This is a genomic window from Enterobacter asburiae (assembly GCF_001521715.1).
In the GTDB taxonomy this organism is placed as follows: domain Bacteria; phylum Pseudomonadota; class Gammaproteobacteria; order Enterobacterales; family Enterobacteriaceae; genus Enterobacter; species Enterobacter asburiae.
The window spans coordinates 4,196,815-4,211,130 of sequence record NZ_CP011863.1 but is presented as its reverse complement, the minus strand read 5'-3'; the positions used below and the strand labels follow the sequence as shown (position 1 = coordinate 4,211,130).

16 protein-coding genes and 1 pseudogene are annotated in these 14,316 nt (G+C 58.4%); 13 read left to right on the top strand and 4 right to left on the bottom strand.

Going from position 1 to position 14,316, the window contains the following annotated elements; genetic code table 11:
- Positions 1-16: 16 nt before the first annotated feature.
- Positions 17-1,318, bottom strand: a complete 1,302-nt coding sequence (locus tag ACJ69_RS20450) for a CYTH domain-containing protein (protein ID WP_059347640.1) — start codon at positions 1,316-1,318, stop codon at positions 17-19.
- 229 nt (positions 1,319-1,547) lie between these two features.
- On the opposite strand from ACJ69_RS20450, the gene ACJ69_RS20445 reads away from it, so the two are divergent.
- Positions 1,548-2,168 (top strand): TIGR04211 family SH3 domain-containing protein, encoded by a 621-nt coding sequence (locus ACJ69_RS20445; protein ID WP_054830100.1) that lies wholly within the window; start codon positions 1,548-1,550, stop codon positions 2,166-2,168.
- 60 nt (positions 2,169-2,228) lie between these two features.
- A complete protein-coding gene (locus ACJ69_RS20440) occupies positions 2,229-3,470 on the top strand; it encodes a multifunctional CCA addition/repair protein (protein ID WP_059347858.1) in 1,242 nt (413 codons plus the stop codon).
- Positions 3,471-3,480: 10 nt separating this feature from the next.
- On the opposite strand, the gene bacA is transcribed toward ACJ69_RS20440, so the two are convergent.
- Together bacA and folB are read right to left on the bottom strand one after the other, a co-directional pair.
- Positions 3,481-4,302, bottom strand: coding sequence for an undecaprenyl-diphosphate phosphatase (bacA, locus tag ACJ69_RS20435; protein ID WP_029740687.1), 822 nt, complete (start codon positions 4,300-4,302; stop codon positions 3,481-3,483).
- A 105-nt stretch (positions 4,303-4,407) separates the two neighbouring features.
- Positions 4,408-4,776: a bifunctional dihydroneopterin aldolase/7,8-dihydroneopterin epimerase gene (folB, locus tag ACJ69_RS20430; RefSeq protein WP_023333447.1), complete on the bottom strand. Its 369-nt coding sequence runs from the start codon at positions 4,774-4,776 to the stop codon at positions 4,408-4,410.
- 107 nt (positions 4,777-4,883) lie between these two features.
- Here folB and plsY point away from each other — a divergent pair, with 107 nt between their 5' ends.
- On the top strand, positions 4,884-5,504 hold the full coding sequence (plsY, locus tag ACJ69_RS20425) for a glycerol-3-phosphate 1-O-acyltransferase PlsY (protein WP_023309216.1): 621 nt from the start codon (positions 4,884-4,886) through the stop codon (positions 5,502-5,504).
- Positions 5,505-5,588: 84 nt separating this feature from the next.
- Complete coding sequence (locus ACJ69_RS20420; protein WP_059347637.1) at positions 5,589-7,055, top strand: MFS transporter; 1,467 nt, start codon at positions 5,589-5,591, stop codon at positions 7,053-7,055.
- Positions 7,056-7,095: 40 nt separating this feature from the next.
- On the opposite strand, the gene ACJ69_RS20415 is transcribed toward ACJ69_RS20420, so the two are convergent.
- A complete protein-coding gene (locus tag ACJ69_RS20415) occupies positions 7,096-7,518 on the bottom strand; it encodes a MarR family winged helix-turn-helix transcriptional regulator (RefSeq protein ID WP_029740685.1) in 423 nt (140 codons plus the stop codon).
- 147 nt (positions 7,519-7,665) lie between these two features.
- Between ACJ69_RS20415 and ACJ69_RS20410 the strand changes: the two genes are divergently transcribed.
- The 9 genes and pseudogenes from ACJ69_RS20410 to ureG all read left to right on the top strand — a co-directional run bounded on the left by ACJ69_RS20410 (position 7,666) and on the right by ureG (position 14,309).
- Entirely contained in the window at positions 7,666-8,679 is a 1,014-nt protein-coding gene (locus tag ACJ69_RS20410; RefSeq protein WP_059347636.1) for an alpha/beta hydrolase, read from the top strand.
- A gap of 145 nt (positions 8,680-8,824) precedes the next feature.
- Positions 8,825-9,652, top strand: a complete 828-nt coding sequence (locus ACJ69_RS20405) for an urease accessory protein UreD (protein WP_054830099.1) — start codon at positions 8,825-8,827, stop codon at positions 9,650-9,652.
- A 10-nt stretch (positions 9,653-9,662) separates the two neighbouring features.
- Positions 9,663-9,965 (top strand): urease subunit gamma, encoded by a 303-nt coding sequence (locus ACJ69_RS20400; RefSeq protein WP_006811999.1) that lies wholly within the window; start codon positions 9,663-9,665, stop codon positions 9,963-9,965.
- A gap of 10 nt (positions 9,966-9,975) precedes the next feature.
- Positions 9,976-10,290 carry an urease subunit beta gene (locus ACJ69_RS20395; RefSeq protein WP_045404057.1) on the top strand — a complete coding sequence of 105 codons (315 nt, stop codon included), beginning with the start codon at positions 9,976-9,978 and terminating at the stop codon, positions 10,288-10,290.
- Positions 10,283-11,986, top strand: coding sequence for an urease subunit alpha (gene ureC / locus ACJ69_RS20390; RefSeq protein ID WP_059347633.1), 1,704 nt, complete (start codon positions 10,283-10,285; stop codon positions 11,984-11,986). Before ACJ69_RS20395 ends, ureC begins: the two co-directional genes overlap by 8 nt.
- A 9-nt stretch (positions 11,987-11,995) precedes the next feature.
- Positions 11,996-12,460 carry an urease accessory protein UreE gene (ureE, locus tag ACJ69_RS20385; protein WP_047646368.1) on the top strand — a complete coding sequence of 155 codons (465 nt, stop codon included), beginning with the start codon at positions 11,996-11,998 and terminating at the stop codon, positions 12,458-12,460.
- Positions 12,461-12,469: 9 nt separating this feature from the next.
- Positions 12,470-13,009, top strand: a complete 540-nt coding sequence (locus tag ACJ69_RS20380; protein ID WP_059347631.1) for a HupE/UreJ family protein — start codon at positions 12,470-12,472, stop codon at positions 13,007-13,009.
- Positions 13,009-13,683, top strand: coding sequence for an urease accessory protein UreF (locus ACJ69_RS20375; RefSeq protein WP_059347629.1), 675 nt, complete (start codon positions 13,009-13,011; stop codon positions 13,681-13,683). Before ACJ69_RS20380 ends, ACJ69_RS20375 begins: the two co-directional genes overlap by 1 nt.
- A 9-nt stretch (positions 13,684-13,692) precedes the next feature.
- Positions 13,693-14,309: pseudogene (gene ureG, locus ACJ69_RS20370) on the top strand (urease accessory protein UreG).
- Positions 14,310-14,316: the final 7 nt, after the last annotated feature.

The following is a 14,316-nucleotide window of genomic DNA, read 5'->3' as shown; positions in this document are numbered from 1 at the left end:
GGGTTCCTTGCCAGAGTTAACGTTTTCCGCTGTGCAGCCAGAACGGCTCCTGCGAAATGGCCTCGTTACGGAAATGCTCAATCTCAATATGCTGGCGGGTTTCAATGGCGTGCTTCAGCCCCTGCCAGTTCTCCAGCCAGGCCTGGGTTTTAACGCCGTCATAAGCGCCGGAAAGCAGCAGCATGCTGTCGATGTTGCGCGACAGACGAGGAAGCTGATCGCCATACTGATCGCCGAGCGGATACGCAAAGGTACTCTTCAGCTCGGCGGCATGACGGGAAAGATGAATATCCGCGAAACGCTTAAAGTTTTCCGCGATTTTGGTCTCGGCTTTCGCATCCAGGAAGGCGCGCCAGCCGCGCGTCACCAGGAACTCGGTCAGCGCCAGTTTTGCCGTCGCGGCTTGCGGGCTGTAGATCGCCGTTTGCGCCGATACGTCGGAGAGCATCAGCGTTTCGGTTTGCGTCAGCAGGTCACGTAAGTGAGCGCTCGCTTTGCGAGGAACAATACCGCCGAACAGCGTCAGGGTATGGCGCACCAGGGCAATCGCCGCCAGCACGTGGGATTTCGCGTTTTTCACATTTCGCACCCACAGCTCTTCATGGTATTGCCACTGAGAAAGCGCCAGCTCCAGCGCGGCTTCCAGACCCTGTTCAACGCTGGCTTTCGGCGCAACGTGCAGGATGGTCGTCTCTTTCAGCACGCGCGGCGCATTTCCGGCGGCCAGATGGTAACCCCGCGCGGCTTTACTCAGGCTTCCCTGACGCAGTCCGGACTGGTTCACCAGCTTACGCGCCAGCTTCAGCACGTCATTCGCGTCCCCTTCCAGCAGCTCAAGCTCGAGTTCGCAAATCGGTTCCTGGAACTCACCCGCCTTCACGTCCCCCAGATCGAGGGCGATTTCGATGCGGCTTTTGCCTTCCGTCACCAGCCATTTCTCGCGCCAGAAATCGGTGCTGAACAGCGGCTGCACCTGTTCCGCCAGCGTGGAAGGCAGCTCGCCATCCGGCCAGACTTCCGCCGGGAAACGTTCCAGCTCAAGTTCTGGCTTGCTGATGTCGATATTGTATTCCGGGCGCTGATGTAAACCGCCGACCACGCGGCCGGCAATTTTCATCGTCATCTCGTAGCGCCCGCTCGCGCCGCGGATGCGCAGCCCCATATCGTGGCGACGCAGCCAGTTGTCTGGCGTTTCGTAATAGATATTAAGCAGTTGTACCGGTGCATGGTGTTCGCCGGAAAGCGTATGCAGATGCTGGCGGAGTGCGTCAACGCTGTCTTTTTCGACGATAAACTTTAATTCGATTTCTTGTGCCATAGCCTTGTACTTTTGCGGGCGTCACAGACGCGTCAATGAAGGCGAACTTCCTCGCCATTTGTTTGTCAGTACATAGTATTTTGCGCCAAATTGCCATGCAATGAGCAATTTGTCGGGCGTAAATCTGTAGAGTCGTGACACAGATGATTCTGATTGCTGACGAATGCTTTGCGTAGAGACACTGTTGCCACTACTATCGTTCCACTATTTATGAAAATAACGACTAATGATGCTTAAATTACGCCTGATTGGACTTACTTTACTCGCTTTTAGCGCCGCAACCGCAGTGCACGCTGAAGAGAAGCGTTACGTTTCTGACGAACTGAACACCTGGGTACGCAGTGGCCCCGGAGATAATTATCGCCTCGTGGGCACGGTGAATGCCGGCGAGGAAGTCACCCTGTTACAGACCAACGCGGACACCAACTATGGCCAGGTTCGCGACAGTACCGGTCGTACTTCCTGGATCCCGCTGAAAGAGCTGAGCACCGTGCCAAGCCTGCGCACGCGCGTTCCCGATCTGGAAAACCAGGTGAAGACTCTGACCGATAAGCTGAACAACATCGACGGCACCTGGAACCAGCGCACCGCTGAAATGCAGCAGAAAGTGGCGCAAAGCGACGGTGTGATTAACGGTCTGAAAGAAGAGAACCAGAAACTGAAAAACGAGCTGATTGTCGCGCAGAAGAAGGTGAATGCCGCTAATCTGCAGCTCGACGACAAACAGCGCACCATCATCATGCAGTGGTTTATGTATGGCGGCGGCGTGCTGGGCGTGGGTCTGGTACTGGGTCTGGTGCTGCCGCATCTGATCCCACGCCGCAAGCGTAAAGACCGCTGGATGAACTAATTCGTCTTCTCTGCCAGACTTACGTATCATTCTGGAAAAGAGAAAACGGGAGAGTTGGGCGTGAAGAGTTATCTGGTCGGTGGTGCGGTACGTGATGCGTTGTTAGGTCTGCCGGTCAAAGATAAAGACTGGGTGGTGGTTGGCGCCACCCCTGAAGAGATGCTCGACGCGGGCTACCAGCAGGTAGGCCGCGATTTTCCCGTGTTCCTGCACCCGAAAAGCCGTGAAGAGTATGCCCTGGCGCGTACCGAGCGGAAATCGGGCTCGGGCTATACGGGCTTCACCTGCTATGCCACGCCGGACGTCACGCTGGAGCAAGATCTCCTGCGTCGCGATCTCACCATCAACGCGCTGGCGCAGGACGAAGACGGGCAGATCGTAGACGCCTATGGCGGTCAGGACGATCTGCGCAACCGTCTTTTACGTCACGTTTCCCCGGCGTTTTCTGAAGATCCGCTCCGCGTACTCCGCGTGGCGCGCTTTGCCGCGCGTTACGCCCATCTCAGCTTCCGTATTGCCGATGAGACAATGGCGCTGATGACCACCATGACCGAGGCGGGCGAGCTTGAACACCTGACGCCAGAGCGCGTCTGGAAAGAGACGGAAAATGCCCTCACCACGCGCAACCCGCAGGTCTTTTTCCAGGTCCTGCGCGACTGCGGCGCGCTGAAGGTACTGTTCCCGGAAATAGACGCGCTGTTTGGCGTACCTGCCCCGGCAAAATGGCACCCGGAAATTGATACCGGCGTACACACGCTGATGACCCTGAGCATGGCCGCCATGCTCAGCCCTGACGTGGACGTGCGCTTTTCCACCCTGTGCCACGATCTCGGCAAAGGCTTAACGCCAAAAGAATTCTGGCCTCGCCACCACGGGCACGGCCCGGCAGGGGTGAAGCTGGTCGAGGGGCTGTGCCAGCGTCTGCGCGTGCCGAACGAGATCCGCGATCTGGCGAAACTGGTGGCCGAGTTCCACGATCTGATCCACACCTTCCCCATCCTGAAACCGGCTACCATCGTTAAGCTTTTCGATAATATCGACGCCTGGCGCAAACCCCAGCGCGTGGAGCAAATCGCGCTGACCAGCGAAGCTGACGTGCGCGGTCGTACCGGTTTTGAAGCGTGCGATTACCCGCAGGGACGTTTACTGCGTAAAGCCTGGGACGTAGCGAAAGCGGTGCCCACGAAGGACGTTGTCGAAGCGGGATTCAAAGGACCGGAAATTCGCGAAGAGCTCACGAAACGGCGAATTCAGGCGGTGTCGGACTGGAAGGAAAAACATTGCCCTCAGCCGAAAGACTGAGGGCCATCGGTCAGAAGAAGACCACGTACACCGCAGCCGCCACGATAAAGCGATAGATCGCGAACGGAATAAACGAGATACGCTTAATCAACTGCAGGAAGGTTTTGATGGCAATCAGCGCCACGATAAACGCGGTGATGAAGCCGACGGCGAACATCGGAATGTCGCCAGCCGTCAGGAAGTGATAGCTCTTATAGACGTCGAGCACGGTGGCGCCCATCATCATCGGCACCGCCAGCAGGAACGAGAACTCTGATGCGGCGTAACGGCTTACGCCCATCAGCATCCCACCGGAGATGGTAGCACCTGAACGCGAGAAGCCCGGCCACAGCGCCAGACACTGGAAGCAACCAATGATAAACGCCTGACGATACGTCATATCGTCCAGACCTTCCGCGCGCGGCGTTTTTGGCTTCAGCACTTCCGCGGCGATCAGCAGTAAGCCTCCCACCACCAGCGCGTACATCACGTTAATCGGATTAAACAGCGATTTGATGGCGTCGTGGAACACCAGACCCAGCACCACCGCAGGGATCATCCCGAGCAGAATATGGATCAGTGACAGACGACCTTTACCGGCCCCCTCGTGCTGAGGCGGACGTCCAAAATGGATGCCGATCAGGCCAAACAGGCGACGCCAGAACATCACGACCACCGCCAGAATAGACCCCAGCTGGATCACCACTTCAAACGTTTTTGCGGTATCGCCTTCAAAGCCCAGCAGATGGCCAACGATAATCATATGGCCCGTACTGGAGACCGGCAAAAACTCCGTCAATCCTTCGACCACACCCAGTATTGCCGCCACCAGCAGCGAGTGCATATCGCTCATCTATAAACCCCTAAAAAGATATAAAAAAACGGTGCCCCATATGGACAACCGATAAGATACAGTCCTGAGACCGGTATAACCTAAAATGGTTTAGCAATTATGACGTTAATTCTTGCCTTTCAGATTTGTGCCACGCTCAATAATGACGCCAACATTGGCGGCGCGCGCCACCGCTCCCGGCTTGCTCAGCTTGATGCGCACCCACGGTGAGTTGAATTTTTTCAGCAGCAATTCTGCGACTTCTTCCGCCACCCGTTCGACCAGCGCAAAACGCTGCCCTTCAACGTGGGCGATGACCGTTTCACTGATATCGGCATAGCTCAGACAGTCGTTCACGTCATCGCTTTTTGCCGATTTGCGGTTATCCCATCCCATTTCGATATCGAACACCAGTTTCTGCTCGATGGTCTGTTCCCAGTCGTAAACACCAATTGTGGTGATTACCGAAAGTTGCTCTATAAATACAATATCCATCACGACCTGCCTGCTTTTTGGCTAAACCGGATACCACTTCCGGCGAATTATGCGTATTATCCACAGATGTTGAGAATACAGATACATTTTCAAAACGGAACAGCGTTATGAGTGCAATCGCGCCTGGAATGATCCTCCTCGCCTATCTTTGCGGCTCAATCTCCAGCGCCATTCTGGTCTGCCGCATTGCCGGGTTACCTGACCCGCGTGAAAATGGTTCCGGGAATCCGGGGGCGACCAACGTACTACGAATTGGCGGCAAGGGAGCAGCCGTAGCGGTTTTGATTTTTGATGTTCTGAAAGGGATGCTGCCCGTCTGGGGCGCTTATGCGCTGGGCGTCACGCCGTTCTGGCTGGGGCTCATTGCTATTGCCGCCTGCGTCGGCCACATCTGGCCCGTATTCTTCGGCTTTAAAGGCGGAAAAGGCGTTGCGACCGCCTTTGGCGCCATTGCGCCTATCGGCTGGGATCTCACCGGCGTAATGGCCGGGACCTGGCTTCTGACCATTCTTCTGAGCGGCTATTCGTCGCTGGGCGCTATCGTCAGCGCGCTGATCGCCCCGTTCTACGTCTGGTGGTTCAAACCCCAGTTCACCTTCCCGGTGTCGATGCTCTCCTGTCTTATCCTGCTGCGTCATCACGACAATATTCAGCGCCTGTGGCGTCGTCAGGAGACCAAAATCTGGACGAAGCTCAAGAGAAAGAAAAAAGACGCTCCGAAGGGTTAGTTATGCCTTATAGCCAAATGTGATTTTGGTCACCTTCTGCCTGTGGTAACTGTTAGGGACACAATACAACCACACAAGAAGAAAATGGCTGAAATCACAGAATCAACTCCCCTTTCAACGACAGGTATTCCCCCTGATGGCGACATCCAGTGGGTGCGCAGCGCTTCGGATGTATCACGCCTCGTTAATGACGGTTCTCAGGGCCGGACAAACGCCCGTATCGTGGTCGGAATCGCTTTGGGCGGCATTTTCCTCGATGCCTACGATCTGGGCGCGCTGGCGTTTGGCATTAAAGACATCACCCGCGAATTTAACCTGACGCCCGCCGGTACCGGCATGGTGGCCTCGGCGATTACCTTTGGTGCCATTGTCGGGGCGCTGCTCGGCGGTTACCTCACGGATAAAATCGGGCGCTACCGCGTTTTTATGGCTGATATGGTGTTCTTCGTGGTGGCAGCGATAGCCTGTGCGCTGGCCCCGAACGAATATGTGCTCGCGGGCGCCCGCTTTGTGATGGGGCTGGGGGTTGGGATCGACCTTCCCGTGGCGATGGCGTTTTTAAGCGAGTTCGCCAGGCTAAAAGGGCCCGGAAATAAGGCTTCCAGCGTCGCGATGTGGTGCCCCACCTGGTATGCCGCTATCAGCATCTCCTACCTGCTGGTGCTTTTCTTCTACGCCGTGCTGCCGGAGAGCCACAGCGACTGGCTGTGGCGTTTGATTCTCGGCTTTGGCGCGGTGCCCGCGCTGGTGATTATCGCCATCCGCAGCCGCTATATGAGCGAATCTCCGGTCTGGGCGGCGAATCAGGGCAACCTGAAAGAGGCTGCGTCAATTTTACGCCAGTCGTATAACATCAATGCCCACGTGCCGCAGGACGCGCTCGGCCAGCCAGCCCCTGTCGTGAATAAAGCGAAATGGTCAAACTATCTGAACCTGTTTCGCGGCATCTATTTGCGCCGCACGACGCTCGCCACGCTGCTGTCCGTCGTATCTTCCTTCGCCTATAACGCCGTGGCGTTTGGTCTGCCGGTGATCATCTCCAGCTTCTTTGTCCAGTCGATGCTCACCACCATTCTCATTTCTCTGGCGCTTAACCTGCTGTTTGCCTTCGTCGGCGGGCTGCTGGCTGTACGCTACGTGCCGCGCTTCGGCGCCTGGCGGATGTCGCTGGCGGGTTATGCCTGCCAGCTTGTCGCATTGCTTGGCCTGGCGCTGATTGGCCGACCGGAAGGTGCCTCTGAAGGCGTGCTTGCCGTAGCCATGCTGGCGCTTTTCCTGTTCGGCCAGGGCTTTGGCCCGGGCGCGCATACCATGACGTTCGCCTCTCTGAGCTACCCGACCTCCCTGCGCGGCGTGGGCGTGGGCCTCAACCAGACGCTGATGCGCAGCAGTTCCACGCTGTCGCTGTTTCTGTTCCCGCTGCTGGTCGCCTCGCTGGATACCGCCGTGTTCTGGGTGATTGCGCTGGCGCCGTTTATCGGCCTGGCGTCGCTGCTGGCAATCCGCTGGGAGCCGTCGGGGTATGATGTGGATGCGGAGGACTATCGGTAACGACACATTACTTCGGTGGGTTCAACCCACCGAAGGGTTATTACAAATCGTCGAGCAGCGTTCGGGAGAGTTTTTTTAGCGTCTCAAGCTCATCGTCATTCATCCGCATGCTGCAGCGAATCTGATCCGGCAATGCCATCACCCGTTTCTTCAGGTCTTTGGCCTTGTCGGTCAGTACAACATTTTTCATCCTTTCATCACCCACAACCGCGATACGGTTGAGGAATCCTTTTGCCTCAAGCTTTTGTACAAGCGGGGTCAATGTGCCCGAATCAAAAAACGTCTTATCGCTGAGATCGCGAAGTGGAATGTCGTCTTTCTCATAAAGCGCCATCAAAACAACGAATTGCGGATAGGTCAGATCCATCTCTTGCAGTAAGGGGCGATACTGGCGAACGAACGCATTGGTGACCGAGTACAGCGAGAAGCAAAGTAAATCGTCTAGCGTTTTGTTTTCTTTCATTTTTCTATCAACTCCGAATCGGTTGCCTAAAAAAATTATAAATAATGTTTGACTAAAAGTATCTTGCGCGCAAGTATTATACCAACAACTAAGTAGCGCACTATCTAGTTATCTCATCCGATCAAATACGCTTAAAGAGGCACTACCATGAAAACACTAACCGCCATCCTGATTTCTTCCGTCTTCGCGTCAGCCGCGGCATCCGCTCAAACCGCCAATACCCCTACCCCGACCGCAGGCGTACAGGCGTTTCTTAATGTTTTGAATTCCGGCAAGGGTAAGCCAATGGAACAGATGACCCCGCAGGAGGCCCGCCAGGTACTGATTGGCGCGCAGCAAGGCGCAAAACTGCCGCCCGCTCAGGTTTCTGAAAAAACGATCCAGGTAAATGGCCAGGCGATAAAACTGAAAATAGTGAAACCTGAAAACGCCAGCGGCACGCTCCCCGCCTTTATGTTCTTTCACGGCGGCGGTTGGGTGCTGGGTGACTTCCCTACCCACGAACGTTTAATCCGCGACCTCGTTCGCGCTTCGGGTGCCGCTGCGGTTTACGTCGATTACACCCCGTCACCTGAGGCCCATTTCCCGGTGGCAATTAATCAGGCCTATGAAGCGACAAAATGGGTCGCCGAGCACGGTCAGGAAATTGGCGTTGACGGTAGCCGTCTGGGTCTGGTGGGTAACAGCGTGGGCGGCAATATGGTGGCTTCGGTGGCGCTGCAGGCCAAACAGTTCAATGGGCCAAAGATTCGCTACAACGTCATGCTCTGGCCAGTTACCGATGCGAACTTTGATACTGCCTCGTATAACCAGTTCGAAAATGGCTATTTCCTGTCGAAAAACATGATGAAATGGTTCTGGGATAACTACACCACCAGCGCTGCCGATCGGAACAATATCCTTGCCTCTCCGCTTCGCGCCAGCACCGCGCAGTTGAAAGGCTTCCCCGAGACGCTGATCCAGACGGCTGAGCTGGACGTTCTGCGGGATGAAGGTGAAGCATTCGGGCGTAAACTGGATGCGGCTGGCGTCCCGGTGACCGTCACGCGCTATAACGGCATGATCCACGACTACGGCCTGCTTAACCCGCTGAGCCAGGAGCCAACGGTTAAAGTTGCCCTTGAGCAGGCAGGTGCAGCGTTGCATGAACACCTGAAATAGCCTCGTCATTGCTTATACAGAGCACGGCCCCGGCCGTGCTTTTTTATTTCTCCTGCCTGGCCATCCATAAGCGACTCATATGACAGGCTTCATTTCCGCCAGGGCATACTGAAACGTATCCCGATGGTGTGGAAATGGATGCAGCATGTTAGCAGCTCAGGTCACTGATAATACGTATAAAGGCTGGCAGGCATCGCTTGCCCTGCAGTTTTGTCACACCCCTGAGAAAACCCTCCTGCACTCCGCCCACCACGTCGGGCCGCTTACCGTTCAGCGTCCGTTTTACCCCGAAGGCGAAACCTGCCATCTTTACCTTCTGCACCCGCCCGGCGGGATTGTGGGCGGCGATACGCTGGACATTTCTGTTCGGCTGGACGCCAAAAGCCATGTGCTTATCACCATGCCCGGCGCCAGCAAGTTCTATCGCAGCAGCGGCCCGCAGGCTCGTCTGAGCCAGCATTTTTATCTTGATGAAAATTCCACGCTGGAGTGGCTGCCGCAGGACACCATTATCTTCCCCGGCGCGAATGCCGCGCTGCGCTCCGTTTTTCACCTGAAGGCCTCCAGCACGCTGCTGGCGTGGGAGCTGTACTGCCTGGGGCGCCCGGTGATCGGTGAGACCTTCAGCCACGGCGCGCTGGAGAGCCGCCTGGAGGTGTGGGTAGATGACGAGCCGCGCCTGATTGAGCGTCAGCATCTTAGCGACGGCGATCTCACGCCCGTCGCCGGACGTCCGTGGCTCGGCACGCTGCTGTTCTATCCGGCCAAAGAAGAACATCTCGACACGGTTCGCGAACGGCTCGCGCCGCTGGAAAATTATGCGGGTGCAACGCTCACTGACGATCTGCTGTCGGTGCGTTTTCTCTCCGACGACAACCTGATTTGCCAGCGGGTGATGCGCGATATCTGGCAGTCGCTTCGCCCGCTTCTCACCACCAAACCCGCCTGTTCGCCGCGTATCTGGCAGACATAAGAGAAACGTTATGGAACTGACCCCCAGAGAAAAAGACAAGCTGTTGCTGTTCACCGCCGCGCTGGTTGCCGAACGCCGCCTTGCGCGCGGGGTAAAGCTCAATTACCCGGAATCGGTCGCGCTGATCAGCGCCTTCATTATGGAAGGCGCGCGCGATGGCGAAACCGTCGCCTCGCTGATGGAAGCGGGCCGCCACGTCCTGAGGCGCGACCAGGTCATGGAGGGCGTCCCGGAGATGATCCCGGATATTCAGGTCGAAGCCACCTTCCCGGACGGATCGAAGCTCGTCACCGTCCACAACCCGATCGTCTAAGGAGCGCGTGATGATCCCAGGTGAATACCAGATCCAGCCCGGAACGATTGCCCTCAACGTCGGGCGTGAAACCCAACGCGTGGTTGTCGAAAATCACGGCGACAGGCCGATCCAGGTCGGATCGCACTATCACTTTTACGAGGTCAACCCGGCGCTGAAGTTCGATCGGGAAGCCACCAAAGGCTTCCGACTGAACATCCCGGCGGGCACCGCCGTGCGCTTCGAGCCCGGCCAGAAGCGGGAAGTGACGCTGGTTCAGGTCACGGGGGCGCAGCGCATTTTCGGTTTTCGCGGTGAGGTAATGGGCGAGGTGAAACATGGCTGATATTTCACGCCAGGCGTATGCCGATATGTTCGGCCCCACCACCGGAGATAAAGTGCGGCTAGCCGACAGCGAGCTGTGGATCGAAGTGGAAGACGATCTCACGGTCTACGGCGAAGAGGTCAAATTCGGCGGCGGAAAGGTGATCCGCGACGGTATGGGCCAGGGGCAGATGACCGCTGACGGCTGCGTGGATCTGGTTCTCACCAACGCGCTGATCGTCGATCACTGGGGGATCGTAAAAGCCGATATTGGCGTCAAGAACGGGCGGATCTTCGCCGTTGGCAAAGCCGGAAATCCGGACATTCAGCCCGGCGTGACGATCCCGATTGGCGCGGCAACGGAGGTGATTGCCGCCGAGGGGAAGATCGTCACCGCTGGCGGGATCGACACCCACATCCACTGGATCTGCCCGCAGCAGGCGGAAGAGGCGCTGGTCTCCGGCGTCACCACCATGATCGGCGGCGGCACCGGACCGGCGGCGGGCACCAACGCCACCACCTGTACGCCGGGGCCGTGGTATATCGCCCGCATGCTGCAGGCTGCCGATACGCTGCCGGTGAATATCGGCCTGCTCGGCAAGGGTAACGGCTCCAACCCGGACGCCCTGCGCGAGCAGATTGCCGCGGGCGCCATCGGGCTGAAGATCCACGAAGACTGGGGAGCGACGCCTGCGGCGATCAACTGCTCGCTGGAGGTGGCAGACGAGATGGATATTCAGGTGGCGCTGCACAGCGACACGCTGAACGAGTCCGGTTTTGTCGAAGACACGCTGGCGGCTATCGCCGGGCGCACCATCCACACCTTCCACACCGAAGGCGCGGGCGGCGGCCACGCGCCGGATATCATCACCGCCTGCGCGCACCCGAATATTCTGCCCTCTTCCACCAATCCGACCTTGCCCTACACGGTAAACACCATCGACGAGCATCTCGACATGCTGATGGTGTGCCATCACCTCGATCCGGATATCGCCGAGGACGTGGCGTTTGCCGAATCCCGCATTCGCCGGGAGACCATCGCCGCGGAAGACGTGCTGCACGACATCGGCGCGTTCTCGCTCACCTCGTCAGATTCGCAGGCCATGGGCCGCGTCGGGGAAGTGATTATCCGCACCTGGCAGGTCGCGCACCGCATGAAGGTCCAGCGCGGCGCGCTGCCGGAAGAGACCGGCGAGAACGACAACTTCCGCGTAAAGCGCTACGTCGCTAAATACACCATCAACCCGGCGCTCACGCACGGCATCGCCCACGAAGTCGGTTCGATTGAGGCGGGCAAGCTGGCGGATCTGGTGGTCTGGTCCCCGGCGTTCTTCGGCGTGAAGCCTGCCACCATCGTCAAGGGCGGAATGATCGCCTGCGCGCCGATGGGCGATATCAACGCCTCGATCCCCACGCCGCAGCCGGTGCATTATCGCCCGATGTTTGGCGCGCTGGGCGCCGCGCGCCACGCCACCCGGCTGACGTTTATCTCGCAGGCCGCCAGTGCGAACGGCATCCCGCAGCAGCTCAACCTGCAGAGCGCCACCGCGGTGGTGAAAGGCTGCCGAACGGTGAAAAAGGCGGACATGATCCACAACGGCCTGCAGCCAAATATCACCGTCGATTCGCAAACCTACGAGGTGCGCGTCGACGGTGAACTGATAACCAGCGAACCGGCTGACGTTCTGCCGATGGCGCAACGCTATTTCCTGTTTTGAGGAGTGATGATGATCTATTTAACCCAACGCCTGGACCATGCGCATCCGATTACCGCCAGCGTCACGCTGCCGATTGACGTGCGGGTGAAAAGCCGCGCCCGCGTATCGCTGAACGACGGCCGCGAAGCAGGGCTGATGCTGCCGCGCGGCCTGCTGCTGCGCGGGGGCGACCTGCTGACTACCGACGACGGCAGCGAGGTCATCGAAGTGATCGCCGCCCCGGAGTCAGTTTCCGTGGTGCGCTGCGCCGATCCGTTCCTGCTCGCCCGCGCCTGCTATCACCTGGGCAACCGCCACGTGCCGCTGCAAATCATGCCCGGCGAGCTGCGCTATCACCACGACCACGTTCTCGACGACATGCTGCGCCAGTTCGGGCTGGAAGTGGCCTACGCCAGCCTGCCGTTTGAACCGGAAGCGGGCGCTTACACCAGCGATGCCCACAGCCACAGCCATTCTCACGCTCATTCACATTAAGGATCCATCATGCGCAAGTATTTACCGCTGTTACTGCTGGCTTTTTCCGTTCCCGCGCTCGCGCATCCCGGCCACGGCACCGACAGCTTTCAGGCCGGTTTTCTCCACCCGCTGACCGGGCTCGATCACCTGCTGATGCTCACCGGTGCGGGCGTGCTCTCGGCGCTGAGCGGCCGCAAACTCCTGCTGCCGTTTGCCACCCTCGGGATGATGCTTGTCGGCGCCATTGCGGGCAGCCTGCTCGGCAGCTTCAGCGGTATGGAGATGCTGATTATCGCCTCGCTGGCGGTATCCGGCGTGATGATGTTTAAAACTGAAAACCGTCTGCTGCTGGCGGTACCTGCCCTGGCGATGTTCCACGGCTGGGCGCACGGCGTGGAGATGTCCGGCCACAGCTTCTGGCTCTTCACCAGCGGCTTTATGCTCGCCAGCGCCACGGTGCTGTGCGCCAGCTTTGCCGCGGGGCTGCTGCTGCGCCGTCACGACGGCCTGCGTAAAACCTTCGGCGGCGGGCTGATCGTCTCTGCCCTGCTGGCGCTGATGAGCTGATGGAGCACGCCCGCCAGAGGCTGCGTCTGATGCAGCTCTCCAGCAGCAGCCTGCCGGTCGGGTCGTTTACCTGGTCGCAGGGGCTGGAGTGGGCCGTTGAGGCTGGCTGGGTCACCGATGCCGACGCGTTCAAACGCTGGCAAATCCACCAGATGGAGCAGAGCTTTTTCTGCGTCGACCTGCCGCTGTTTATCCGTCTTTATCAGGCCTGTGAGCAAAGCTCTCTTACAAATGCAAAACGCTGGACTGCATACCTTCTCGCCTGCCGGGAAACGCGCGAGCTGCGCGAAGAGGAGCGCAACCGTGGGGCGGCGTTTACGCGGCTGATTAAGAGCTGGGAACCTGACTGTCCGCCCGAATGGCTGCCGCTGTTTATGCAAAGCCAGCTCTGCGGCATGGCCTGGCTCGGCGTGCGCTGGGGCATTAGCGCGCGCGAGCTGGCGCTGAGCCTCGGCTACAGCTGGATGGAGAGCGCGGTGATGGCGGGCGTCAAGCTGGTGCCGTTTGGGCAACAGGCCGCGCAGCAGCTGATTATCGACCTGAGCGACCACTACGCCGCCGGGCTTGAACAGGCATTTTTGCGTAGCGACGACGCGCTGGGGGCAGCAACGCCGCTGTCCGCCATCGCCTCCGCGCGCCACGAAACCCAATATTCACGACTATTCCGTTCCTGAGGAGTCAACATGGCTGATTACAAACATCCCCTGCGCGTGGGCGTAGGCGGCCCGGTAGGGTCGGGCAAAACCGCGCTGCTGGAAGCGCTCTGCAAGGCGATGCGCGATACCTACCATCTTGCGGTGGTGACCAACGATATCTACACCAAAGAGGATCAGCGCATCCTGACCGAGGCTGGCGCGCTGGAGCCGGAGCGCATCGTGGGCGTAGAGACGGGAGGCTGCCCGCATACCGCCATTCGTGAAGATGCGTCGATGAACCTGGCGGCGGTAGAGGCGCTAAGCGAAAAGTTCGGCAATCTGGATCTGATCTTCGTTGAAAGCGGCGGCGATAACCTGAGCGCGACGTTCAGCCCGAGCTGGCGGATCTGACCATCTACGTGATCGACGTGGCCGAAGGGGAAAAAATTCCGCGCAAGGGCGGGCCGGGGATCACCAAATCCGATTTTCTGGTGATCAATAAAACCGACCTCGCGCCGTACGTCGGTGCGTCGCTGGAGGTGATGGAGCGCGATACCAACCGCATGCGCGGCGAGCGTCCGTGGACGTTTACCAACCTGAAGGCGGGTGACGGGTTAGCGACAATTATTGCGTTTCTGGAAGAGAAAGGGATGTTGAGGGTGTAATCAAACG